Raw genomic sequence first — 25085 nt, forward strand, 5'->3', positions numbered from 1 at the left:
ATGAGAAAGAAGGGACATACGATGAAGAAAATACTGAAGATCACCGGTATTACATTACTTGCACTCATCATCTTAGCTTTTGGTGCTTTCTATACATGGAGCCGCTTTACATATGGACCATCGGAAGCGTTAAAAAAGCAGATGAAGATTGAGCAGGTCGATCATAAAAATGGGGTATATTCATTTGAAGCATCAAAAAGCGATACTGGCATCATTCTCTATCCTGGGGCAAAAGTTGAACCTCTTGCTTATGCCTATCTAGGGAATGCGCTGATGAAGAAAGGCTATTCGGTCTTTATCCCAGACATGCCATTTTCCTTCGCGATTTTTAATACGAAGAAGGCAGAGGATATCCTCAAAAGTCATCCAGCCATCAAGCATTGGTACATTGGCGGACATTCGCTAGGCGGGACAGCTGCCGCTATGTATGCAGAGAAAAATCAAAGCAAGCTGGACGGCCTCTTTTTCCTTGCCTCCTATCCTGCATCAGATGATTTGAAACAGGCTTCCTTGCAAGTATTATCTATTTCAGGAGAAAAAGATGGGCTAGCGACACAAGAAAAAATCAAAAAATCGAAAAAGCAGCTACCTTCTCAAACGGTGTACCATGAGATAAAAGGCGGTAATCATGCTCAATTTGGCATGTATGGCAAACAAAAAGGGGATCAGCCTGCAGACATTCCAGTCCTCACGCAACAAAAAGACATCGTTCAGACGATGCTGGAATGGTTAAAACCAGCAAAAAAGCTCCCGTAATGGGAGCTGCAAGATTGATGACAAAGGGCTAAAATGAACTTGATTTTAGCCCTTTGTCTTCTTTTCAGCGTGATAGAAAACCTTTGCAGTCTAGGAAGGACGAGCACTGGCACGGAGCGAATTTGACATTCGTGAGTACCAGCGCACAGGACTGACACAGAATGCGAGGGTTTGTCTACACGCTGAAACTCCCGTAATGGGAGCTTTTCATTTTTTATGCCTTCGTCGCTTCTAAAAACTCTTCAGCATCTGCCACAGCCAGTGAAATGGCCTCTTCCCAAAATGCTTTTTGAGTCAGGTCGACACCTAGGTGCTTATATGCCAAATCTTCTACAGTCATTGACGCTGTATCTTTTAATAGCGCAATATATTTCTCTTCAAATGATGCCCCGGCTTGCAATGCTTTCGCGTAAATACCTAGCGAGAACATGTACCCGAAGGTGTAAGGGAAGTTATAAAACGGGACACCTGTAATATGGAAATGCAGTTTAGACGCCCAGAAATGCGGATGGTATTCATCTAAAGAGTCACCAAAGGCTTCCTTCTGTGCTTCTACCATCAACTCATTCAAGCGGTCAGCTGGCACTTCTCCTTGTTTGCGCTCTTCATAAAAGCGTTGTTCAAATAAGAAGCGTGATTGAATATTCATAAAGAATGCCACACTGCGCTGCAGCTTATCCTCTAGCAAACTGAGACGCTCTTCTTCATTGGCCGCCTCTTTTAATGAAGCATCTGCCACAATCATTTCTGCGAATGTCGACGCAGTTTCAGCTACATTCATCGCATATTTACGATTCAACATCCGAACATCCTGCATGACTTCCTGATGGAACGAATGACCAAGCTCATGTGCTAGTGTCGCTACATTGGATGGAGTCCCTGAGAAGGTCATAAAAATACGTGATTCTCCGCTATCAGGGAAATTCGTACAAAAACCGCCCACTCGTTTGTTTGGGCGATTCTCAGCTTCTACCCAGCGTTCATTAAAAGCTTTTTCAGTAAAAGCAGCAAGCTCTTTTCCAAACCCTGCGAAATGCTTGATAATAAAAGCGGCTGCATCTTGATAAGAATAGGTTTTTGTCCCACTTCCAATAGGCGCTCCCACATCAAACCAGCTTAGTTTATCAACCCCAAGCATGTCAGCTTTACGTTGTAAATAATCAATGAATGGCTGTTTATGTTCATCAATGACAGACCACATTGTATCGAGCGTCTCTTGTTTCATCCGGCAAATATCAAGGGGCTCTTTTAATATATGATCCCATCCCCTTGCTTCATATACTTGTAAACGAAAACCAGCGAGATGATTGAGTGTGCTTGCAAACAAATGTTCATCCTGTGTCCATGCATGTTCTAAATTATGATACACGGCTTTTCTCACTTCACGGTCTGAATCATCCATCGCATTTTCTGCTTGGCCTACAGAAATCATTTGTGTTTCACCATTTTGCTCAAATGGAATGGTAATTTTGTTCACCAAGCTAGAATAAAGTTCATCCCACGCATGATACCCATCTACTGCTAGTTTTTGAATGAGTGTTTCCTGTTCAACAGGCAGTTGATCTTTCACATGTTCTCTTCGTTCATTTAATATGTAACGAACATCTGAAAAAGCGACTGAATCCATTAATTCTTCCCACTGGCTAGTAGGAATCTCAGCAAGTGATTGATCAAACCCTGCTAGTATGGTTCCTAATTCAGCTTCCAGCTTGGCAATAGACCCTCGGAGACTGCCCGCCTTCATATCCTTTGTATTTTGAGATTGTAGACAGGATACAAATGAACCTGCTTGCGCTAGTTTTTTATATGTGATTTCATACGTTTCAAGGACAGCTGTTAACTTTTTTTCAATTTGTGTATCTTCTTTTGAAAAGGCATCTACCTTTTGTCGTAACTCATCTAATAGCTGCTGTATGTGCTGTAAGTATGTGATAAATTCTGATGAAGAACTGCCTCCTTTAAAAAAGGCATCTAAATCCCACGTCTCTTGTAATGGTTTTAATCCCAAATTATTTCCCCCTTTAATTGCTAATTTCATCATACAAAGGATATAGAGTCAGTATGGCATATGTATTCCTTTATATTCATTATATTTTCTCACAATTAAAAAAACCCGGCAAGAAGCCGAGTTTTTATGATAATTTTGAACGTAAATACGCATCGATAAAGGAATCTAAATCTCCATCCATCACCGCTTGAACATTTCCCATCTCCGTGTTGGTACGATGGTCTTTCACAAGAGAATATGGGTGGAAAACATACGAGCGAATTTGGCTTCCCCAGCCAATTTCTTTCTGTTCTCCTCTGATTTCATCCAATTCCGCCTGCTGTTCTTCGATCCGTTTTTGATAAAGCTTAGATTTCAGCATTTTCATTGCACGTTCTCTGTTTTTGATTTGGGATCTTTCCGTTTGGCACGTCACGACGACATTTGTTGGGATGTGTGTGATACGAACCGCAGAGTCCGTCGTATTGACGTGCTGACCCCCTGCACCACTTGCACGATACGTATCCACCTTAATATCCTCTGTACGAATATCGATATCAATTTCTTCATTAAATTCTGGCATGACATCACAGGAAACGAAAGAGGTGTGTCTACGGCCAGATGAATCAAATGGAGAAATACGGACTAAACGATGAACACCTTTTTCTGCTTTTAAGTAACCGTAAGCGTTATGTCCTTTAATCAGTAATGTCACAGACTTAATTCCGGCTTCATCCCCTGGAAGATAATCAAGGGTTTCAACCTTAAAGCCTCTGCGCTCTGCCCAGCGGGTATACATTCTGAGGAGCATCGATCCCCAGTCCTGTGATTCCGTTCCACCTGCACCTGGGTGAAGCTCAAGAATGGCATTGTTTTTGTCATAAGGTTCGCTTAAAAGAAGCTGTAGCTCAAATTCATTAAACTGCTTCGTTAAGTTCTTCAGCTCTTTTTCAAGCTCTGCATGAAGCTCCTCGTCATAATCTTCCTTTAATAAGTCATGTGTCATTTGTAGTTCTTCATGCGATTCACTGAGTTCATGATAGGAGTTCACAGAATCCTTTAGTGCATTGGCTTCATTGATTACCCCTTGAGCCTTTTGCTGATCGTTCCAAAAATCAGCCTCTGACATCGTCGCTTCAAGCTCTGCGATTTTGACTTCTTTTGTTTCTAGGTCAAAGAGACCCCCTAAAATCAGCTAGCCTGCTAGCCATATTTTCAAGCTCTTGTCTAATTTCTACTAATTCCATATCCTTCACCTCATAGATGTATGGGGGCTGACATGAATAGAAAGAGGTTTTCACCTCTTTCCATTACTTATTCTGTCTTCCCATGACAATTTTTATATTTCTTGCCGCTTCCGCAGTGACATGGCGAGTTTCTTCCGATATCCACCACTTTACGCACCGGCTTTTTCTTCACTGTTTTCTCCTCATCGCCTTCTTGAGGCTGATGAGCAGTTGTTTGTCCTTGAACGACTTCTTCACGTTCTAGGTTGTTTTGGATTTCTGATTTTAGCACATATTTAGCGACGTCATCTTCAATTGAAGCGACCATATGCTCAAACATCGCAAATCCTTCCATTTGATACTCACGAAGCGGATTGGTTTGTGCATATGCACGTAAATGGATTCCTTGACGCAGCTGATCCATTGCATCGATATGATCCATCCACTTCGAATCTACTGCACGAAGAACGATGACTTTTTCAAATTCACGCATTTGTTCATCGCCAAATGTCTCTTCTTTTGCATCGTATTTCTCTTTAATCCGCTCCATGATGAATTCGGTGATCTCATCTGCTTCTTTACCGAAGATATCTTTGACCGAAATGGCACCTTCATCTAAATAGTTCGTGTTGATTAATTCAACAAGACCATCTAGTTTCCATTCTTCTGGAAGCTCTTCTTTCGGCGTGTAAGATCCAACAGCCCGCTCAATAGACGATTGAATCATATTGATCACAATCGATTTCAAGTTATCAGAATCGATGACTTCAAAACGCTGTTTGTAAATGACTTCACGCTGTTGACGAAGAACATCATCATATTGCAGAAGCTGCTTACGGGAATCAAAGTTATTCCCCTCAACACGTTTTTGAGAAGATTCAACAGCTTTTGAGACCATTTTACTTTGAATTGGAGTAGAGTCATCCATACCGAAGCGATCAAGCATCGCCATTGTCCGCTCTGCACCAAATCGGCGCATCAATTCATCTTCCATTGAGAGATAGAATTGAGTAATCCCTGGGTCTCCTTGACGACCAGATCGACCACGGAGCTGGTTATCGATACGGCGTGATTCATGACGCTCTGTCCCAATAACAGCAAGACCGCCTAGTTCTTTCACACCTTCGCCAAGCTTGATGTCTGTTCCACGTCCCGCCATGTTTGTCGCAATTGTGACGGCACCTTTTTGTCCAGCTTCCTCAATAATTTGTGCTTCACGCTCATGGTTTTTCGCATTTAACACTTGATGAGGGATGCCTTTATTTTTAAGCAGTTTTGAAATCAATTCAGATGTCTCAACCGCAACAGTTCCGACAAGGACCGGCTGTCCTGTCATATAACGCTGTGCGACGTCTTCAGCTACTGCTTTAAATTTGCCATCCATTGTACGGTAGATTAAATCAGGTCTGTCATCACGCACAACCGGTTTATTGGTTGGGATTGTGACAACCTGCATATTGTAAATGTTACGGAATTCCTCTTCTTCCGTTTTCGCTGTACCTGTCATACCAGATAGCTTTTCATACATACGGAAGTAGTTCTGGAACGTAATGGTTGCAAGTGTCATGCTTTCATTCTGCACTTCAAGACCTTCTTTTGCTTCAATGGCTTGGTGCAGACCTTCACTATAGCGACGTCCTTTCATTAAACGTCCTGTGAAGGAGTCAACGATGACGACTTGACCATCTTCCACAACATAATCAACGTCTTTTTGCATCGCAACATGTGCCTTAAGAGCCTGCGCGATATGGTGGTTAAGAGCGACATGTTTGACATCAAACAAGTTCTCGATGCCAAATGCTTTTTCCGCCTTCGTCATTCCGCTTTCAGTCAGCTGTACACTTTTTGTTTTAATATCATAAGTGAAATCGTCTTCTATTTTTAACGTACGAACAAAGGCATTTGCTTGTACGTAAAGTTTCGTCGATTTTGCAGCTTGTCCAGAAATAATAAGAGGTGTTCTCGCTTCATCAATTAAGATGGAGTCAACTTCATCGATGACGGCATAATGAAGTGGTCTTTGAACCATTTGCTCTTTATACAGCACCATGTTATCTCGTAAATAATCAAAGCCAAGCTCATTGTTTGTTGAATACGTGATATCAGCAGCGTACGCTTCTCTTTTTTCATCTTTGTCTAAACTGTTTAAGTTCAAGCCAACCGTTAATCCAAGAAATTCAAAAATCTTGCCCATTTCCTCTGCATCACGGCTTGCCAAATATTCGTTGACTGTCACAATGTGGACGCCTTTTCCAGAAAGAGCATTCAAATAAACAGGCATCGTTGATGTCAACGTTTTACCTTCACCTGTTTTCATCTCAGAGATATTCCCTTCATGTAGGGCAATCCCCCCCATGAGCTGCACCTTAAATGGGAACATTCCTGTCACGCGGCGGGAAGCCTCACGAACCGTTGCAAATGCTTCAACCAAAAGGTCGTCTACAGATTGTCCTTTTTCAAGTTTTTCTTTAAATTCGATCGTTTTATTTCGTAAAGCCTCGTCAGATAATTTCTCAAAATCTTGAGCGAGAGCTTCGATTTCATTTGCCTTTTTTTCATATCGGCTGATCGTACGTTTCGTAGGATCAAACACTTTGTTTAAGATTCCAAGCATATAATAACGCTCCTCTATTTCATGCAATTTTTCGGCATGTCCAAAAGTTTGACAGGTCCATATTTACCTGCATTTATCATACCATACCTTCCTTGATTTCCAAAGAATTTGCAATGATTTAGCACAAAAAACCCGCCCCTAATGAAGGGAGCGGGTTTACTTTTTTTAGGTCATTTTCGGATCAAAAGGAACGAATGATTAAGCGTTCGGCTCAATGAGTCCATATTTACCGTCATTTCGGCGGTATACCACATTGGTCAAATTTGTCTCAGCATTTGTGAAGACAAAGAAACTGTGACCTAACATGTTCATTTGGAGAATGGCCTCTTCGCTATCCATTGGTTTTAAATTGAAGCGTTTTTGTCTGACGATTTCTGTTTCATCAATCTCTTCGTCATCTTGAACTGCTACTTCGGACGCACCGTTTCCTCCAGCAAATAAATGCTTTTTCGCACCTTGCTCACGGAATTTACGGTTCACTTTCGTTTTATGTTTTCTAATTTGACGTTCTAATTTACTGGTTGCTAGGTCTACTGCATTGTACATATCCTCATTATGCACCTCTGCTCGAAGTGCTAGATCAGTCATTGGAATGGTAACCTCAACTTTAGATTCTTGATCGTTGTAAAATTTCAAGTTCACGTTGACTGAAGCATCAACATCTGACTCAAAATAACGCTCCAGCTTTCCAATTTTTTTCTCGACATGATCTCTTAGTGCAGGTGTTACTTCGATGTTTTCTCCTCGGACATTGTAATTCATGTAAAGAACGCCTCCTTTAAAATTAAGGATATGTAAACTTATTTCTACTTTTCCCTCCTTTTCTCCTGCTCAAACGTAAAAAAAATGTGAATTTTTATTGAAATTTGTCGAATCCTGCGGTGCTTCAGCTTTTACTTGATAGGTGATGAATATATATTCGATTAATTCTTGAAAAAGACCATCGCACTGTTAAATCTTGAAAGATGAAATAGATGTTTTCAGTGATTGAGACAAAGATTTTAAATCTTCCGCAGCTGCTTTCATTTCCTCATTCGCCGCTAGTGATTCTTCAACAGCCGCCGACATGTACTCTGTTTCCTGAGAATTTCGCTTGGCTCCTTCTTCTATCACACCAATTGTTTGAGAAATTTCTTCTGTGCTAGCTGAGATTTGCTCTGTCGTGGCAGAAAGCTCCTCTGCTTTCATCGAGATATCACGGATGGATTCCAGAATTTCTTGAAAACTCTGTTCAGACAATTGCGATACTTTCACACCTTCTGCTACATCTCGTTCCACTTTCGTCATAGATTGAGACGATCTTTCAGTATCTTTGTTCACGTTGGCGAGTAGCTGACTAATTTGATCAGTCAGCTGACTTGATTCTTCCGCCAGCTTTCTGACTTCATCTGCAACAACCGCAAAACCTCGTCCATGTTCCCCAGCCCTTGCTGCTTCAATGGCTGCGTTTAAAGCAAGTAAATTTGTTTGATCTGCAATGGCATGAATATTCCCCAGCAGGTCTTGAATGCCGGTAAACTGTACTTGTACATTGGCCATTGTAGAATGATGTTCATTCACAGATTCCTTAATAGAACTCATTTGTTTCACAAATTGTTGAATGAGGGATGCGCCCTCTTCAGCCTTTTCAGTCACTGAAATTGAGTGACCCGAAACATCAGACGTATGTTCAGCCGCATTATGCATACCAGTCGAGACTTCTTGAATCGCCGAAGCTACTTTTCCTACTGCATCCGATTGTTCACGTGAAGCTTCACTGACCTGTTCAATCGAGCTAGACGTCTGTTCACTAGCCGAAATGGTTTGACTGATGGTTTCTTCAAATTGAGCAGCAGAATCAGCTAATTGCCTTGACCCGTTTTGCACCTGTAAGATGAGCTGACGCAAATGAGCTGTCATTTGGTTAAAAGCCGTACCGAGCTGGCCAATTTCATTTTTAGAGGTTACTTCAATTTCTTCAAGTGTGAGGTCACCATCTGCCATTCTTCTTGCTGCATGTGTGACAGAGACAATCGGTTTTGTCATACGATGAACAAACCTTGTGCCAATGACTAAAAAGCCGACTACAATCGCTGCGCTAACGAGAATGAGCGTCAGCAATAATTGGTTACTTTCTTCATTGAGCTGACTGATTTTTTGATCCCGCTGTTTCAATTGTGTTTGAGCAAATTCTTTTGTAAAGGTATGTATTTCTTGTTCGATAGGTTGTAATTCTTGACTGAGGCGGGTGTTGAATTCTTTTTGATTTTGCATATTCAATGAATTAAATAATCGATTTGTTGAGGTGTAGTAAAGATAATTTTTTTCGGAAATTTGATCTAACAGATTTTTTGCTTGTTTAACGGTGCTCATTTTTGATGCTTCAGCTGTTTTCTTATTGATTTCTTCATATGTTTGCTCAATCTTCTGTAAATTTTCAGCATCTTGAACAACCACATACGTTTTAATTTGTGCTTCCTGCTTTTGTAGCAGTGCCTCTAATTCCAGTGAGGTCTGGTACAGCTTTACTTCTTTGGTGAGGAGTGCTTTATACGATTGATCTGTTTTGTAATAGATAAAGCTAGAAAATCCTAAAATACTGACAAACAATACACATATGACAATAAGCCCAAATAAAAATTGATTTTTTAGTCTCATAAATTCCTCCGAATGGTCTGAATTGAACAAAAATTAATGAATGACATACGGCCTCATACAGGCATGTATTTCATCCATCCACTTTCTATATTCAGGTATAAAATATGATGTAAGGAATGACTGGAAGTGATTTGAAGGGAATGTATAGAAAGCTAGTATATCGAAACTTAAAAAAATTTGGTCAAACGATCGAATCGTCTTGGCAAAGTGCTCATTTTCAATAATTGAAAGCAGAAGCGGGTGTGTTGTCTCTAAATGAAAGAAGGCATGGATCAGATCATTAAAGATCCGATCCCCTTCTGTTTTAGCGAAATCCTTCTCAATTTCATCTAAATATTTTAGACTCTCTTCTATCGTATATAGAAGGTCATAATATGTGGTTAATAAAATATAGTCATCTGAACGATACGCCACAGGTCTCACCTATTTATTTCCGTTTATCGTAGTATACGCCGTCACTTGTCATGGGCTGATACGGATTTTGATAATTCAGCTGTTTTGTTTTCTTACGTTGAATGGCTTGAATATCTGCCTTGATCCCATTTTGAATCTCCGTTAATTGCTTGGCCATCAGTTGATCTGTTTGAATGATTTCTTTGATTTTCTCTTTTTCTTGAACGGAAAGCTCATGTTGAATGTCTCTCATTAGTTCGTCTCTCTCAACTAAAAAAGCATCAAAGTCTTCAACGAGTGTCTCATTTTGCGGGTTGGCCTCTATTTCCGCTGCCATTTTTAACGTTTGGTCGTGCAGTTGGTCCACAATACTCATAGAGATCCTCCAATAGAGTGGTGACGCCCTTTTCGATCGGTTTGAATGACTTCCTTCCAAGCATCTCGGAAATCAGTCACATATTGCTCTACTTCATTCAGGATCTCTTCGTCATTTTGCAGATTGGCTTCAATCAGTCTTCGATAGATGTAGTCATACATACTTGCCATGCTCTTTGATACATCATACGTACGATTTAAGGTGACATTTAATTCTTGGATGATGTTTTGAGCCTTTTTCAGGTTCAAGTTTCTCATTTCAGCATCTTCTTTTTGAATGCCATGCTTTGCTAGTCTAATAAACTTTAAGCATCCTTCGTAAAGCATAAGCGTTAACTCGGCCGGTGTTGCGGTCTCAATAGAATTTTTCTGATAGGCGGCATAAGGGTTCTGAATTGCCATATGTTATAAACCTCCAATTATTGTCCAAGCAGTTGAGAAAGATAGCCAGATTGGTTGTTTAGCTTTTGAATCGCACTATCCATGGCGTTAAACTTTTTGTAGTAACGAGCTTCCACCATTTTTAAACGATCTTGGAATGTATCCATTCGTTTTGCCAAAGAATCTAAATCCTTACCAAGTCCATATTCTTTTAGCTCCATTGTTGTACTACCAGCTTTTGTTTGAATACTCTTCGTGAAGGCTGATAAGGAATTTTTGACGCGATAGATGATTCCTTGTTCTTTATATTGCTGCTGTGCTTTGTCTTTGTCTTTAGAATCAACATTTAAAGAACCAGAGATAAACATTTGCCTTACCTTGTCTGGGTCTTCTTCAATGGCTTTTTTTAATTTCTCTACTCCATTAATATTAATTAATTCAAGCTTCCCGCCATCTTTATACGAGGATGAAGTAGAAATACCGATTTGTGTCATGTGAATTTTATTCCCATCACTTGTCGTAATATCAGCATAAAAATCACTTCTTATTTTAGAGGCACCAGCTCGTAAAATAGAATCACTTCTCAGCAAGCCCGATTTAGCTGTTGTTTCCCATAACTCAATTTCTTTTTCAGACATGGCTTTTTTCTCTTCAGCCGTTAATGGTTGATAGTCTCTATTTCGCTTTTCATTCACTTTACCATTGACCAGTTCAACGAGTTCGTTGTATTTATCAACAAATTGTTTAATTTTATCAAAGATGGCATCGACATCTGTTGAAACGTTCAAGCTGACAGGCTTATCTGTTGTTCCTTTCAGCTCATATGTGATACCAGCCTGCGTGAAAGTATTATTGTTATTTTCCATTTTGAGACCATTAATTTCGTATTGCGCTTTCTGCCCTTGAGTAGTCGCAACTAATTTATTATCTCCATCCACTTGGAAGCCTAATTGCGTTAAAAATGAAGCAGAATTACCATCCGCTGCCTTAATACTGACACCTTCACCAGTCGTACGCGAAGTCAGAGCGATCGTATCTACGTAGTTGGTTCCATCAAAGATCTGGCCTTTATAAGCCGTGACACCAAGTTGAGAGCTGTTCAATTTTGTCACGATTGTATCAAGGGTATCTGTATCAGTTGTTTTAATGGTCACTGTTTTAGGTGTTGTAGAATCTGGTGTCGTCACCTCAAACGTGAACGTACCGTTTGCAGCAGTAAATCCAGATGGACTAGAAGATTTGAATACGGATGCTGTCGCTAGTTGGGTCACATTAATCGAGCCAGAGGTAGCATTTGTTGATCCAGTTGCTGTGACAGCAGATTCATTGGAGCTTGTGACCTTTTTTGCGCCATAAGTACTCGGATATGTTAAATTTAGTTTGGCAATGAGATCATCTAATTCTTTGACCTTTGAATTGACCTCGCGGTAGCTGTCTCTTTGCCATTCAAGTGTTTGTTTCTGGCGTGTCATTTTATCAAGTGGTGCTTGCTCAGTTTTCATTAGCTTTGAGACGATTTCATCAATATCAAATACATTTGAAAATCCAGTAATTCGATTAACCATTGTTTAAGTTCTCCCTTCAATTACATTCTTTTATCGACAAATAAACCGACAATCTCTGTCATTGCCGCATAGAAATCAAGCCATTCTTTGGAAGGAATCTCTCTAATAACTTCTTCGGTTTGGTTATCTACGACTTTGACATAATATTCATTGAGTTTTTCATGCAATTCAAATTGAAGATGAAATTGAGTAGGTTCAATCAGCTTATTTGCTCCTTGAAGCGTTTTCTCAATTTCTTCTTTTGAAACGACTTTACCATTTGCTTGTAAATCAGTGTTTGCATTGTCATTTTGATGATTCGTAACACGGGTTTGAAATGCATCAATCAGTGGCTCTAGCGAAGTCAACTTACCAACAGACATAGTTATTCAGCTCCTGTGCTTTAATCTATCTTTTATATCGGCTTTGAATTTTTAAATTAAATATAGATGGACCGATTTGTTAAAGTTTCATATAGATGGTGTCATACCCCTACATAGAAATGATTTTACACGGAGGTTTAAAGACGAATTGTATAAAAAAACCCTCACTTTTTTTGTGAGGATAATTGAGAAAGTAGATCAAAGGACAAGCTAGCAGCACGGCTGTTTTCTTCTTGAATAGACAGGTATACTTCCTTCCTGTGAATATCAATATGCTTAGGAGCCTCAATTCCGACTTTTACTTGATCGCCTTCAATCGCAATAATTTTAACTTCAATATCGTCGCCTATTTGAATCGATTGATTTAATTTACGAGATAGAACTAACATGAGGAAGCCACCTCTAGCAAATGTTTTGTATGATAGGCTGAATCATGCAAAATGACCTGCTTGGCTTTCATGTTTTTCCGATTTACAATAATAGGCGCTCTTAAATTGGCTGTCGTTTTTTCAATAGAAGATCCCATTGTTAAAATAACCATGACTTCCACATCATTGGCATCTTCCACCCCAAGAATGTCTACAACCGATTCCTCTAAGTCAAATTCATATTGATTGAAGAACAAAAATGGGCTGCTGACAATAAAGCCTAGTTCTGCATTTTTCAAAGATTGAAGAACTAAAAATGGGGATTCTTCTGATAAAGGTAAAATGACAAATTGTTTTTGATCCAGAAATCCTGGTATCCCATTAGAGAAGTGAATGATTTGCTCCTCTTTAATCGTCACTTCGCCATGGTATTTTGTTTGAATGATCATAATTCACGACCTTTTCCATTTTTCTTAACTATACCTTATCACCATTTTGACCTGTTTCGTCAACTTCTATTTTTAATTCTGGGTATTGTAACATATCAATATGAACTTTACCTGGCTGGTAGTTAACAATTGGTTTATGAGGTGTTGCCTCTATAATAGCTTTTTGCGGCTCCACATCAATTTTAAGTTCAGATGGCTGATAGTGAATTTTCACACTAAAAAATGAAGGAATCACACCGATGTTGAATTGTTTTGCTGGAGGACTGCCGTTGATTTTCGCAAACTCAGCAATCGCATTCCCACCATTCTCGATCTTGATGAGTTCACTTCCTTCTTCCGCTCTACGCCCCATTCCTTCTCCAATCGCACGTTTCCCCTCAGCCGCCCATTCCTCTGAACGTCTAAAAATCGACTTAATATCCATATCGGCAAATGCCTCGGTTTGATCTATGGTTAATTTCGACGGTGTCCTTGTGATATTCATGACAGCTCTTGGCTGCTGAATGTCAAGATCCGCTCTTGGCTGCTCTACTTCTTGCTTGGAAGGGGTTGTCGACATTTGCAGCTTTGCATAAGTTTGCTCCATTAACAATCTAGGGATTTGCATAGGTTCACCTCCATGATGCAAAAAAGCACCCAACGGATGCTTTTTCTTATCTTAAGAAATCGACAAGGGATGGCTGAATCACTTTAGCTGTCGTCGCTAAAGCAGCTCTATTCACAGTCTCTTGTTGAAGAAGATCAAGAATGGCTTTTTCACTTTCTACATCTTCGGCATCTGATTTAGCCTTTTTCAGCACTTCAAATTGCGAAGTCAAACGGCTCCCGACTAAGTCGATACGATTGGATCTAGCCCCAAGATCTGAACGCTCAGCACTCATCACTTCTTTAAACTGATCGATATTTCCTAATGCATCATCTGAATTTGTAAACGTTCCATTTTTTAATGAGTTTTCTAAATCAGTCAGCATTTCAATGACATTTTGACCACTGGCAGATTGCCCACCAAAAGCTGAAAGAGGATTTGAATTCACATTTAATGTGATTCCATCAGAAATGTTCGACTGAACCACGTTTGCATCTGTATAGTTTTCAAAGTTAAATGTAAACGTACCATCTGCATTCTCTACAACTGGTTTAACATTTGTATTCGTCCCATTAAAAACAAACTTACCTAACATCTGCGTGTTCATTGCATCAATGATTTGATTCTTCATCTGACCAATTTCCACTCCGATAGCAGCTAAATCTTCTGGCTGTTTTGTTCCATTGGCCGCATCGAGTACTTTATATCGTATATTTGACATGATATCAATTATTTCAGTAACACTTGTTTCAGATGTATCAATCCAGTTTCGTGCCTCATTTAAATTAGTTTGGTATTGCTCATTTCGAAACATGGCTGTACTATACTGAAGACTTTTCACTGCTGCCACAGGATCATCAGACGTTTTTGTGAAACGTTTTCCAGACTGTGCCTGCTCATTAATTTTAGAGAGTTTTTCATAACTTTTACTAATATTTCGAAGTGAATTTTGAGAAATCATACTTTGCGTGACTCGCATCAGTTACCCTACCTTCCTACGACTCCCATGCCGTTTATTATTTTATCTAATACTTCGTCTTGCAACGTCATAATTCTTGCAGCTGCATTATACGCATGCTGGAATTGGATCATGTTCGTCATTTCTTCATCAATAGATACAGCACTAGTTGACATCCTGCGTTCATTGGCTGAATTCACAAGAGCTGCTGAACTGCTTTCAAGGGTCATGTTCTTTTTAGCTTGTATCCCCATTTCAGCAATGACATTCTGATAGTAATCCTGAATCGTTGTGGTATTTCCGCCGATTGGCAGCTTTAAGTTTTGAATATTAGCTAATTTCGTAGCATTCGAACCATCACCTTGCGTTTGATTAAGAGATGCAGCAATGTTATCTGTCGATGCTAAAATCACGTCACTCACTTTGATACGGGCTGCCAAGCCTTTATTCAAATCATTGTTATTCTCAATATCGAAAAAGTCTTGTCCACTTGTGCCATTTAACGTGTATCCTTGCTTATGGACGTCGTTAAAAGCATCCATAAATACTTTTGCTACTTCATCCAGCTCAGCAAGCATATCCGGGTACATGCCTTTTTCATCTCCATTAGACATGTAGCCATACGCCTCAACAAGTGCTTTTACTTTACCATTCACTTGTAATTGATCAGCTGCGATGGTTGTCGTTCCAAATTGGAGTGAGTTAACAAGTCCCGTCGTATTATCATAGGAAAGTTGCAATTCAGATTTTTCATTGGTAATGCCATTTAAAATTGTTCCAGCAGATTGTCCATTTGCACCGATAATATCGATGTTAACGGTTCCTTCAGCAATTTCCAGAGCATTTCCTCCAGAAGGGTTGTAGCTCACTTTAATATCAACAAGTGAGGAAAGCTGATCTATAAGAGCGTCTCGCGTATCATAAAGATCATTGGGAAGATAACCATTTGGTTCAACTGTTGCAATCTGTTTATTCACTTCATCAATTTGAGTTAATAGGGTGTTCACATTTTTTGCCGTTGAATCGAGTTCAGTTTTTAAATTCTTTTGTATCGTTGTTAAAGAAGAATTTAGCAGGCGGAATTGATCTACTAAAGCTTGAGCACTTGTCTTAACAACTGTACGGGCTGAAGCAGTATCAGCATTTTTCGATTCCGATAAGACTTGTAATGATTTCCAGAGATTATCAAAGGCTCTATTCAAGCCTTCATCTGTCAAATCATTCATCACTCCTTCCATTTGTGAAAGAGCATCAGACTTCGTCGCATAATAAGACAAGTTATTGTTATGATCTCTATACTGAAGATCTAAAAAGCTGTCTCGAATTCTTTCAACAGTTCCAACTTGGACACCTGTCCCCATTTGGCCGTATGTCTTGCCATCATAAACAGAAATCACTGGGTAAGGATTCTCTGCTTTAAAGGTAACTCTCTGTCTTGAGTAGCCATCAGTATTTGCATTGGATACATTGTTTGATGTGACATAAAGCCCTGCACGCTGGGCTGTGATTCCTCTTTTTGCCGTTTCTAGTCCCATGAATGTAGAACCCATAGATATCCTCCTTGTTTACGCCTTTGAATCAAACAAAGCCCTATGCTGTTTAGGCTTTGAACTCTCAAGACCATTTTGTCCGTAATTCATATTTTCTTTGTTAGGATTCACAAGATCGAATGTCAGTGAAATAAATTGAAGTGACTGCTGAATAAGCTGTTTGTTCAGTTCGTTTACATCTTTCAGTTCCACCATGATGTCATTCAGCTTCTCATATAACGAAATAAGCTCTTCTTGATCCGTTCCTGTAGCTTTTTCGATGCACGCGGTGATTGTCGGCGATTGATCACTTTGTAAAAATTGAACTGCTGCTTCAATCCGCTTTTCTTCTAATTGTGAAATGGCCTGAATATATTTTTGCTCAAGGTTCAGAACCTCTGAAAGAGCATCGATCTCATTATTTTTCAGCATTTCTGTTTTATTCTTAGACAGCTTTAGAAGCTGTTCATGTAATCCGTAGAGACGGTGCAGTTCTTCAATCATTATTTTTACTGACATTCACGCTACTCCCTTTTGTTATTGTTGTTTATAAAAATTCAACATTTTATCTGCAATGCCTTTTGTATCTAATTGATATGTTCCGGCTTCAATGCTTTTTTTAATTTGGTCTATTTTATCTTGACGTTCTTTCATGATATTCGGCACCTTTTGCATTTCGATTGCCTTTTTAGAAATTTCGACTTTGTCAGTTGATTTTGCTTGATTCGATTGCAACGTTTGTTTCTCATATGTTTTCTTGTAAGGATTTACTGGTTGTGTTCCATATCGATTAATTTTCACGGGATTCCTCTCGCTTTCCGTTACAGTCTGTCTTGATTCTATCCATTTTATCGACCAAACTGCAACTTAGTTTAGGGAATCAGTCGTTTTTAGGATTAATGGCATAATAGGTGTCTTTTTTCCTAGATTCAATCTCCCTTTTACGCTCTTCTTCTTGGTCCATTTGGCTGATTTGTGTCTTTATATCCTTTTCACAATGGCTACACAGCTTGTTTTTCCTGATCGGTTGGCCGCATCTTTCACAAGGATAGTTGATATTCGGGAATTGACTAATTTGAAGTCTTTTCAAACGGATAAATTTCAGGATTAATTCTTCATCAACTTCTGTTGCGTCTACTATTTCAGCAATGGTTGATTGTCTATTACTTTGCTTACGCAAGAATTTATAAACGATATCAAAAGAACGTTCTTCTTCTTCAAAGCATTTGTTACAAACCGTTTGGATGGTGGTTTTTAAAAATAACTGATTACATTGTGGACAGTTTGCCAATTGATTCATAACCAAAACCCCTTACGTTATTTTCTTTTCTTAATATCGGTTGATTGTCATGATTTTTAACTACGAATCAACGTAAAAGAGGAAACACTTTTGGCGCCTGCGTCTTTTAAAATTTTTGCTGCATGATAGACTGTCGCCCCAGTTGTATAAATATCATCGATTAATATGATATCCTTTAGAACGATCGGGTTTGACTGCCTTAATTGGAACAAATTCTGTTGATGTAAACGTTCATTTTTTCTTTTCTTAGACTGCTTACTTTGATGTACTTTTATAAGTGGCTCCAATATAGGTCCGCCAATCATGGAAGCAAGCATCATTGACTGATTGAATCCTCTTTCCTTTAATCTCTCTTTACTCAATGGAATTGGGACAAGCACCGGTTCTTTGATTGAAAAAGAACGTTTAAACGCTGACTGTACATCTTTTTTAAATAGATCAGCTAAAGCCGTATCACCTCGAAATTTAAATCGAGCTAGAATATCTTTCATAAAGTCGTTGTAAGCATAAACAGATCGATTCATTACAAGAATCTCAGCAAAATCCCGTCGTTTATTCCACCTTGAACAATCCTGACACAATTGATCATTTGATTGCGCTCTTCCGCATTTGGGACAAGTAGAACCTTGAATCTTCATCAGGTGGTTCTTACATGCTACACATAAACGATCTTCATTTAATAGTAGGAATGATTTCCATGTAAAAGCAGCCACAAAATGGCTCTCACAAATTGGACAAATCAACGCTTTTCTTTGTTCAACGGCAAATGATTTTCGCACCTTGGATATGTAGTGACCGTTGAAGCAGCTTCTGTCAGAATGACGAGCATCGCCGTATTTTTCTGTTTATCCACCATCTCGGATTTACTGTAGGATATTTTATCGATATCTGTTATATATTGCGGTTTCACTTGATTTAGAGAAATGGCTAATACATCTTCTATACATTTTTCACAATGACAAATCATGTTTAATTGGTTGAGATATTGATAGAGAATTTCTTTAAGTAGTATTTCTTTTGCGTTGAGTAGCATATTTTGTCTCTCCTGCCATTTGTGTTTTGTGAATATAATGTACCATGATTTAGTTGAACCCACACTATTTTTCAGAAAACTCTTTTTCAGCTGTATTATTCATTTTTACGATATGTTTCTTTGCTTGTTTCATACTTCTCGTTAAACCAAAATGAAAAAAGTACACGTCTCCGTTAAAAAAATCTGGATGTCTCCCTGCTCTACCAGAAATTTGGACAAGTGCACTTTCTGAAAAAATAGGAGATTCCGCACCTAATACGCCCACCTGAACATCTTGAATGGTAACGCCTCTTTCTAGAATAGTTGTTGTAACCAATACATCGTATCTATGATCTCTGAAATGCTGGACTTTTTGCTTCCTTTCTTGATCATCCGCAGAAACACCCTGTACATTTACATCTTGACCTTGAAGAATATGAGTTACCTTCTTCATAGTAGAAATAGAAGGAACAAAGAGTAACACTCTTTTTTTCTTTGTGATATGTTCATGCAGCCAGTTCATTGTAGATGCTGGAAGCCGATTTCTTTTTAATTTCTTTTTCCAATCTCCAACCCATTGAAATGTTGGGACAGGCAACGGTTTTTGGTGGAAGCGCAGAGGAATTTTGATCGCTTCTAATTGTCTACGAGCAACATCCTTTTGCATTTTTTTAGATGGTGTGGCACTTAAGTAAATTCTAACTCCTGTTTTTTTCATTGATTTTAAAACAGCAAACTGAAGCCGTTCATCCATTGAATAAGGAAATGCATCGACTTCGTCTACAATGAGGACATCAAAGGCGTTTTTATATCTCATTAGCTGATGGGTTGTAGCGATCATAAGCGGTGCCATTTGAAATCTTTGAGAACTCCCGCCATAAAGTGCAGCTATATTCAGTCCTTGAAATGCCTTTCTCATTCGAGGTTCAAGCTCCAGTACAACATCGGTTCTAGGCGTCGCAATACAAACACTCATTCCGTTATTTAGCGCATATTTTATTCCATGAAAAAGCACCTCCGTTTTCCCCGCACCACAAACAGCCCAAACGAGCAGATCAAATTTGTTTTGGATTGCTTCTACTAGCCTATCGGACGCTCTCTTTTGCCCTTTAGAAAGCTCTCCCTGCCATGTTAATTCAACTCGTCTTGTTTCTTTCTTTTGTGGACCCGTCCATTCATAGAGAAAGCCACATTCACTTACTTTTCCAAGCATGATGCAGGATCTACAGTATACACAGTCTTTTTTACATGTTTCACACGGAGAGAGGGCAAAGTAGCGCTTGTTTGATACACCGCACCGGCAGCAGGTCAAACCACTCGCCACCCTATCGACTGCAGGTGTTCTATGGATAAATCCTTGATTCTCCAGCCACTCCAATTCGGACTGTGTACATTGACATTCAACAGGAAGAAGGTGCCTTGATTGTAGCTTGTGACTGAGTTCCATTGCTTTTTCCAGATTCAATTTCACGCACTACCTTTCCATTCATGTTGACCCATTATGTACAAAGAGAAGGCCTTTCGTCTAATTGTAAAAATAGAAAAACAAATCCCCTTTTCCATGAGAAAAGGGGATTTTGATATCTACCTGATGATCCAGCCAAGTGCTAAAGAGCCTTCGCCTAGATGAGTGCCAATCACGGCACCAAAGTAGCTTTTATAAAATTCAACATGAGGATACTTTTCTAATAAGTGCGCAATTAATTCATCTGCTTCTTCTTCTCTATTACCATGTATCAGAGTTGCTCTCATTGGAACACCACGTGATGCATCTTCATCAAATAATTCAAAAATACGTGAAATGGCTTTTTTTCGTGTACGAATCTTCTCAAAAGGGACAATTAGCTTGTTGTCAAAATGCAAGATAGGCTTTACCTTTAAGAGGCTTCCAATAAAAGCCTGAGCACCATTTAATCTGCCGCCACGTTGTAAATGAGTTAAATCGTCTACCATAAAATAAGCTCTTTGATTTTCTTTCAGATAATTGAGATGGGAAATCACTTCTTCTGGAGAAGCACCACCTTGGATTTTTTCAGCAGCTTCTAACACATAAAAACCTTGCGCCATACAGCTAGTCTCTGTATCAAACGGATAAATGTCGATTCCGTCAACTAGTTCATTCGCTGAGGCCGCACTATTGTATGTTCCACTAATTCCGCTTGACAGATGTATACTAATCACAGCATCATATGTTTCACTAAGTTTTTCATATAATTCTATAAGCTCACCGAAAGCAGGCTGAGAGGTTGTTGGAAGATCTTTATGTTTCTTGACTTCTTCATAATATGTCTTCCAATCCATTTCTACTTCTTCACGGTATGATTCAGTACCAAAGATGACATTCAGAGGGATCATATGAATATGATGTTTATCACGTAGTTCTTGTGGTATATAAGCAGTACTGTCTGTTACAACGGCTATTTTCATTCTTAAATACCTTCCTTATCCGTTAAGTTGCTTTTTAAAAAAGAATGATCATTGTTTTTCACTAGATTTATAATACTAATCAAAAAAGCTTGCCTAATCAATAGGCAAGCCCGCTATATCCGAAAAAGACTCCTTACCTGCCTATCATTGCTCTCTAACTTGAATGTGAGAGAATTAAAAACAGGCGAAAAAGGAGTACTTGTCCGGACATTATCTCATTTCTACCCAGCCGTTTTTAATTGCTACAACAACAGCTTGAGTACGGTCGTTTACATTCATTTTTTGCAAGATGTTACTCACGTGGTTTTTGACTGTTTTCTCACTAATAAAGAGCGACTCACCAATACCTCTGTTGCTCTTTCCGTCAGCTAACATTTGAAGAACTTCACATTCACGTCTTGTTAAGATATGAAGTGGTCTGCGAATTTCAGGATATACCTCGTGCTGTGGATGTGCTGAAACGCCGCTTGTTGCTAAGCGTCGGAATTCATTTACTAAGTTATGAGTGACTTTCGGATGTAAATAAGAGCCTCCGTCAGCTACTACTTTTACTGCTTCAATGAGGGTATCTGCATCCATTTCTTTTAACAAGTAGCCTCTTGCTCCTGTTTTTAATGCATGTGTCACATAGTTTTCATCGTCATGAATAGATAGGATAATGACTTTTGATTCGGGATAAAGCTCTACTAGCTGTTTTGTAGCCTCCACACCATTTACATTCGGCATATTAATGTCCATAATGACAACATCCGGATGATAGTGTTCTACGATACGTGCAGCTTCGTCACCGTCGTCTCCTTCTGCAACTACTTCAAAAGTAGGTTCAAAATCTAAAATCCGTTTGACACCTTCACGGAATAATTGGTGGTCATCGATAATTACAATATTTACTTTAGTCACAAGCTACGCCTCCCCATGTTTATTGTTCTACACCTGAACTTTATGGTCAATATGTCTTTTGTCTCTATTTTACAATTTTATTTTGTAATGTTAACGGTACTCTAATCATGATGAATGTCCCTAGACCTATTTTTGAGTCTATGGTCATTTTACCTTCTAGTAAGTCTACGCGCTCTTTCATACCAAGTAACCCAAAGGATTTGTTTTTATTTGTTTTCACATCTTTCATATCAAAGCCTTTTCCATCGTCTTTGATAATTAACGTGACAAAGTCTTTTGTCACTTCTACTTTTACAGAGATTTCTTCAGCTTCGGAATGCTTCAATGAATTTGTGACAGCTTCTTGGGCTAGTCTAAACAGTGCCACTTCGAATTGAGAAGCAATTCTTTCATTTTCTGTATCCCCTAGGCATTGGAACGTAATTTTGGTTTTTCCATCATATTCTTCAATTGTGTTTAAGTATTTTCGCAGTGTCGGAATGAGACCCAAATCATCTAAAGCCATCGGTCTTAAATCATAAATGATTCTTCTCACTTCGTACAGTGCATTTCGCACATTCTGTCTTAGACTTCTAATTTCTTTAAAGCCTTCTTCTGTTCCACGGTCTCTAAAAATTCGTTCAATTAGTTCTGAACGCATCATCACGTTTGCCAGCATCTGAGCAGGTCCATCATGGATTTCTCGTGATACCCTTTTGCGCTCTTCTTCCTGGGCTTCAATAATTCTTAGTCCAAAATCTTGTTTTGCCTGAGCATCTTCAAGTAAAACACCGACCTGACGTAAATCTTGGTTCAAGTAGTTGAGAACGACCGTGATCTGGCTCACAAGCGTTTCTGAACGTTCAATGACATCTTGTAAGCTTAACAATCGTCTTTCGAGATCATCTCTTCTTTCCCTCAGCTGTTTTTCGCGCTGCTGGATCATGGTCAATTCTACTTGCAGGTTATGTGCTTTTTCATAGGCTTCTCGTATTTCTTCTTCGCTGAATTTGTTGAAGTTTCTGCTGACCTCAGATAATCGATTTCTAGCATGTCTCGTATGTACTTCTAGTTTATCCCCAAAATCAATTACTTCGTTGACTTGCTGTTTAATTTGCTTGAGCTCTTCTACTAGGCTTTCATATTGTTGACGGGACTGTTCGCCGATTCTAAATACTTCGTCCTTACTGCCATCAACTGTACTTAGCATTTTCATGATGATTGAATCCAATAACTTCGGATCCATTTTAGGTGTTGTCATGGCTTTTCCCTCCCGTAACAGTGATGTCATCTTTTTTTATTATAAATGTCATTGATCTGCATTTTATGTCGAATTATAATGAAAGAATGCGTATAAATCATGAAATTTTTATGACGACCCTTTTTCCGCTCCTATCATCATAACAAAATACGCTGTAAAATTCTAAAACCAATGCAAATTTTCTCTAGCCTTACAATTTGCTTGTCAGGAGGGTATGTCTTTTGCTGAACCGCTATCTCACAGTAAAAAGCCGTGGCGAGCATGAGATCGTCATTGAAAAATCACGTTTTATTTGTCATATACAACGTGCTGTCTCTGAAGAAGAAGCACAAGCCTTTATACAATCCATAAAAAAACAACATTGGAACGCCACTCATAATTGTTCCGCCTATTTGATCGGTGAACATGATCTGATTCAAAAAGCAAATGATGATGGTGAACCAAGCGGTACGGCAGGTGTACCCATGCTTGAAGTGCTAAAAAAACGCAAGCTGAAAGATACAGTAGTTGTCGTCACTCGTTATTTCGGCGGTATTAAGCTAGGTGCCGGTGGATTAATTCGCGCGTACGGAAAATCTGTGTCTGAAGCAATCAATCATGTTGGTATGGTAGAACGCTGTTTAATGCGTACGATGCACACAACAATAGATTATACATGGCTTGGAAAGGTAGAGAATGAGCTTAGAGCCTCATCTTTTCAGCTAAAAGACATCCATTATGCAGAAGATGTGATTTTTGAAACGTATGTAGAAGAAACACAAACAGAGCAGTTCATTGAATGGATGACTGAGTTAACTAATGGAAAGAGTGTTACTAAAGAAGGCGAATTGATTTATTTAGAAAAGGACGTTGGTCCGATAAAGGAGACAGATGAATGGCACAACGAGTAAAAGTGCGTGTACGAAAGAAAAAGAGTAAGAAGAAAAAGATTTTCAAACGGATTCTGGTCTTATTTTTGCTTCTCTTCATCTGCATGGGCGGATTTGCAGTTTATAAGATTGTGAATACACTCCAGGCTGCTGACAAAACTTATGATGAATTAGAGCGTGGGGAGAAATCGAAACTCCGTGATGCTGTCATTGATATAAAGAAAAAACCTTTCTCTGTCCTATTTGTTGGTATAGAGGATTACGCCACAAATGGTGATCACGGCCGTTCAGATTCACTCATCGTCGCAACGATTAATCCTCAGGATAAAACGATGAAAATGGTCAGTATCCCCCGTGACACACGAGTACAGCTTGCTAGTGACACAACGGGAAATAAAGTAAAGATCAATGCGGCATTTGCTAAAGGCGGTAAAGACGAAACGATTGAAACTGTCGAACAATTCTTGCATATCCCAATTGACAAATATGCAACAGTGGACTTTGACGGTTTTAAGGATGTCATTGATGAAGTTGGGGGAATCGATATAGACGTCCCATTTGACTTCAATGAAAAAAGTGACGTCAAAAAATCGAAAAAGATTTACTTTAAAAAAGGGAATATGCATTTAAACGGGGAAGAGGCACTTGCTTATGCGCGAATGAGAAAACAAGATCCACGTGGTGATTTCGGGCGTAACGATCGTCAGAAACAAATCTTACGTGCCATGATTGATCAAATGGCGAAACCTCATAACATTGCAAACGTGGATAATATTGCAAAAGAAGTAAGTGATCATATAACAACCAACTTCCGCATCACAGAAGGACTTGCTCTACAGCAAATTTACAGTGGTTTTAAAGGAGACGATACTGAAACACTATCTATTAAAGGATCAGACCTTTATCTAGGACCAAATCGAACATACTTCTTTGAGCCAGATCAAACCAACTTGGCTGAGGTGCAAAATGAGTTAAGGACACATTTAAAGCTTCCTGCTGAGTCATCGTCCTCAACTGAAACAAATACACAAACCGATTCATCTTCTGGTACAACAGGGTCAGCCGATACACAGGCCCCTTCGACCAGCACATCAGGACAATAATAGGAAAACAGCCCGTTCTGAAGTGCACCCCAAATATTAGACACAGTC

Annotated in this window: 27 protein-coding genes; 3 read left to right on the forward strand and 24 right to left on the reverse strand. The window is 39.1% G+C overall.

Annotation, left to right across the window (positions count from 1 at the left end; genetic code table 11):
• The first annotated feature begins 21 nt into the window (after positions 1-21).
• Positions 22-756, forward strand: a complete 735-nt coding sequence (locus NSQ64_RS17960; protein WP_039169771.1) for an alpha/beta family hydrolase — start codon at positions 22-24, stop codon at positions 754-756.
• Between the two features lie 214 nt (positions 757-970).
• Here NSQ64_RS17960 and NSQ64_RS17965 read toward each other — a convergent pair whose 3' ends face one another.
• The 24 genes from NSQ64_RS17965 to NSQ64_RS18080 all read right to left on the reverse strand — a co-directional run bounded on the left by NSQ64_RS17965 (position 971) and on the right by NSQ64_RS18080 (position 23065).
• Positions 971-2764 (reverse strand): M3 family oligoendopeptidase, encoded by a 1794-nt coding sequence (locus tag NSQ64_RS17965; RefSeq protein ID WP_341017636.1) that lies wholly within the window; start codon positions 2762-2764, stop codon positions 971-973.
• Between the two features lie 124 nt (positions 2765-2888).
• Positions 2889-3990, reverse strand: a protein-coding gene (prfB, locus tag NSQ64_RS17970; protein ID WP_096881918.1) for a peptide chain release factor 2 whose coding sequence is annotated in 2 segments (ribosomal slippage) — positions 2889-3917 and positions 3919-3990 — 1101 coding nt in all. Because the reading frame shifts where the segments join, the coding sequence is not laid out codon by codon here.
• Positions 3991-4057: 67 nt separating this feature from the next.
• Positions 4058-6583, reverse strand: coding sequence for a preprotein translocase subunit SecA (secA, locus tag NSQ64_RS17975; RefSeq protein WP_035701569.1), 2526 nt, complete (start codon positions 6581-6583; stop codon positions 4058-4060).
• A 198-nt stretch (positions 6584-6781) separates the two neighbouring features.
• Positions 6782-7345, reverse strand: a complete 564-nt coding sequence (gene hpf, locus NSQ64_RS17980; RefSeq protein ID WP_007499992.1) for a ribosome hibernation-promoting factor, HPF/YfiA family — start codon at positions 7343-7345, stop codon at positions 6782-6784.
• 189 nt (positions 7346-7534) lie between these two features.
• Entirely contained in the window at positions 7535-9220 is a 1686-nt protein-coding gene (locus NSQ64_RS17985) for a methyl-accepting chemotaxis protein (RefSeq protein WP_268381886.1), read from the reverse strand.
• A 33-nt stretch (positions 9221-9253) separates the two neighbouring features.
• On the reverse strand, positions 9254-9634 hold the full coding sequence (locus NSQ64_RS17990) for a hypothetical protein (protein ID WP_008348244.1): 381 nt from the start codon (positions 9632-9634) through the stop codon (positions 9254-9256).
• A gap of 13 nt (positions 9635-9647) precedes the next feature.
• Complete coding sequence (locus tag NSQ64_RS17995) at positions 9648-9989, reverse strand: flagellar protein FliT (RefSeq protein ID WP_341017639.1); 342 nt, start codon at positions 9987-9989, stop codon at positions 9648-9650.
• A complete protein-coding gene (fliS, locus tag NSQ64_RS18000; RefSeq protein ID WP_008348247.1) occupies positions 9986-10390 on the reverse strand; it encodes a flagellar export chaperone FliS in 405 nt (134 codons plus the stop codon). Before fliS ends, NSQ64_RS17995 begins: the two co-directional genes overlap by 4 nt.
• A gap of 17 nt (positions 10391-10407) precedes the next feature.
• Positions 10408-11934: a flagellar hook-associated protein 2 gene (locus tag NSQ64_RS18005; RefSeq protein WP_268357961.1), complete on the reverse strand. Its 1527-nt coding sequence runs from the start codon at positions 11932-11934 to the stop codon at positions 10408-10410.
• A gap of 20 nt (positions 11935-11954) precedes the next feature.
• Positions 11955-12296 carry a flagellar protein FlaG gene (gene flaG, locus NSQ64_RS18010; RefSeq protein WP_007499987.1) on the reverse strand — a complete coding sequence of 114 codons (342 nt, stop codon included), beginning with the start codon at positions 12294-12296 and terminating at the stop codon, positions 11955-11957.
• 164 nt (positions 12297-12460) lie between these two features.
• Entirely contained in the window at positions 12461-12685 is a 225-nt protein-coding gene (gene csrA / locus NSQ64_RS18015) for a carbon storage regulator CsrA (protein ID WP_008348252.1), read from the reverse strand.
• A complete protein-coding gene (gene fliW / locus NSQ64_RS18020; protein WP_025208061.1) occupies positions 12679-13113 on the reverse strand; it encodes a flagellar assembly protein FliW in 435 nt (144 codons plus the stop codon). Before fliW ends, csrA begins: the two co-directional genes overlap by 7 nt.
• 28 nt (positions 13114-13141) lie before the next feature.
• A complete protein-coding gene (locus NSQ64_RS18025; protein ID WP_041091473.1) occupies positions 13142-13720 on the reverse strand; it encodes a DUF6470 family protein in 579 nt (192 codons plus the stop codon).
• A 46-nt stretch (positions 13721-13766) separates the two neighbouring features.
• The gene (flgL, locus tag NSQ64_RS18030; RefSeq protein ID WP_171465820.1) at positions 13767-14678 is read right to left on the reverse strand and encodes a flagellar hook-associated protein FlgL; all 912 of its coding nucleotides are present in this window, start codon (positions 14676-14678) and stop codon (positions 13767-13769) included.
• Positions 14679-14686: 8 nt separating this feature from the next.
• Positions 14687-16207, reverse strand: coding sequence for a flagellar hook-associated protein FlgK (gene flgK / locus NSQ64_RS18035; RefSeq protein ID WP_099496871.1), 1521 nt, complete (start codon positions 16205-16207; stop codon positions 14687-14689).
• Positions 16208-16222: 15 nt separating this feature from the next.
• Positions 16223-16705 carry a flagellar protein FlgN gene (locus tag NSQ64_RS18040; RefSeq protein WP_007499977.1) on the reverse strand — a complete coding sequence of 161 codons (483 nt, stop codon included), beginning with the start codon at positions 16703-16705 and terminating at the stop codon, positions 16223-16225.
• 18 nt (positions 16706-16723) lie between these two features.
• Positions 16724-16987, reverse strand: coding sequence for a flagellar biosynthesis anti-sigma factor FlgM (flgM, locus tag NSQ64_RS18045; RefSeq protein WP_268357970.1), 264 nt, complete (start codon positions 16985-16987; stop codon positions 16724-16726).
• A 79-nt stretch (positions 16988-17066) separates the two neighbouring features.
• Positions 17067-17486 (reverse strand): TIGR03826 family flagellar region protein, encoded by a 420-nt coding sequence (locus NSQ64_RS18050; RefSeq protein ID WP_017357864.1) that lies wholly within the window; start codon positions 17484-17486, stop codon positions 17067-17069.
• A gap of 56 nt (positions 17487-17542) precedes the next feature.
• Positions 17543-18229, reverse strand: a complete 687-nt coding sequence (locus NSQ64_RS18055) for a ComF family protein (RefSeq protein WP_341017650.1) — start codon at positions 18227-18229, stop codon at positions 17543-17545.
• On the reverse strand, positions 18226-18519 hold the full coding sequence (locus NSQ64_RS18060) for a late competence development ComFB family protein (protein ID WP_008348267.1): 294 nt from the start codon (positions 18517-18519) through the stop codon (positions 18226-18228). The genes NSQ64_RS18055 and NSQ64_RS18060 overlap by 4 nt, the downstream gene beginning before the upstream one ends.
• A 64-nt stretch (positions 18520-18583) precedes the next feature.
• Entirely contained in the window at positions 18584-19963 is a 1380-nt protein-coding gene (locus NSQ64_RS18065; protein ID WP_445684659.1) for a DEAD/DEAH box helicase, read from the reverse strand.
• Positions 19964-20082: 119 nt separating this feature from the next.
• Complete coding sequence (locus NSQ64_RS18070) at positions 20083-20925, reverse strand: DegV family protein (protein WP_024719242.1); 843 nt, start codon at positions 20923-20925, stop codon at positions 20083-20085.
• Positions 20926-21135: 210 nt separating this feature from the next.
• The gene (degU, locus tag NSQ64_RS18075; protein WP_008348273.1) at positions 21136-21825 is read right to left on the reverse strand and encodes a two-component system response regulator DegU; all 690 of its coding nucleotides are present in this window, start codon (positions 21823-21825) and stop codon (positions 21136-21138) included.
• Between the two features lie 64 nt (positions 21826-21889).
• Entirely contained in the window at positions 21890-23065 is a 1176-nt protein-coding gene (locus tag NSQ64_RS18080; RefSeq protein ID WP_024719243.1) for a sensor histidine kinase, read from the reverse strand.
• 221 nt (positions 23066-23286) lie between these two features.
• Here NSQ64_RS18080 and NSQ64_RS18085 point away from each other — a divergent pair, with 221 nt between their 5' ends.
• Both NSQ64_RS18085 and NSQ64_RS18090 read left to right on the forward strand, forming a co-directional pair.
• The gene (locus tag NSQ64_RS18085; protein ID WP_017357860.1) at positions 23287-23955 is read left to right on the forward strand and encodes a YigZ family protein; all 669 of its coding nucleotides are present in this window, start codon (positions 23287-23289) and stop codon (positions 23953-23955) included.
• Complete coding sequence (locus NSQ64_RS18090) at positions 23940-25037, forward strand: LCP family protein (protein ID WP_024719244.1); 1098 nt, start codon at positions 23940-23942, stop codon at positions 25035-25037. The genes NSQ64_RS18085 and NSQ64_RS18090 overlap by 16 nt, the downstream gene beginning before the upstream one ends.
• The last annotated feature ends 48 nt before the right edge of the window (positions 25038-25085 follow it).

Source organism: Bacillus sp. FSL W8-0183 (assembly GCF_038006825.1).
In the GTDB taxonomy this organism is placed as follows: domain Bacteria; phylum Bacillota; class Bacilli; order Bacillales; family Bacillaceae; genus Bacillus; species Bacillus altitudinis.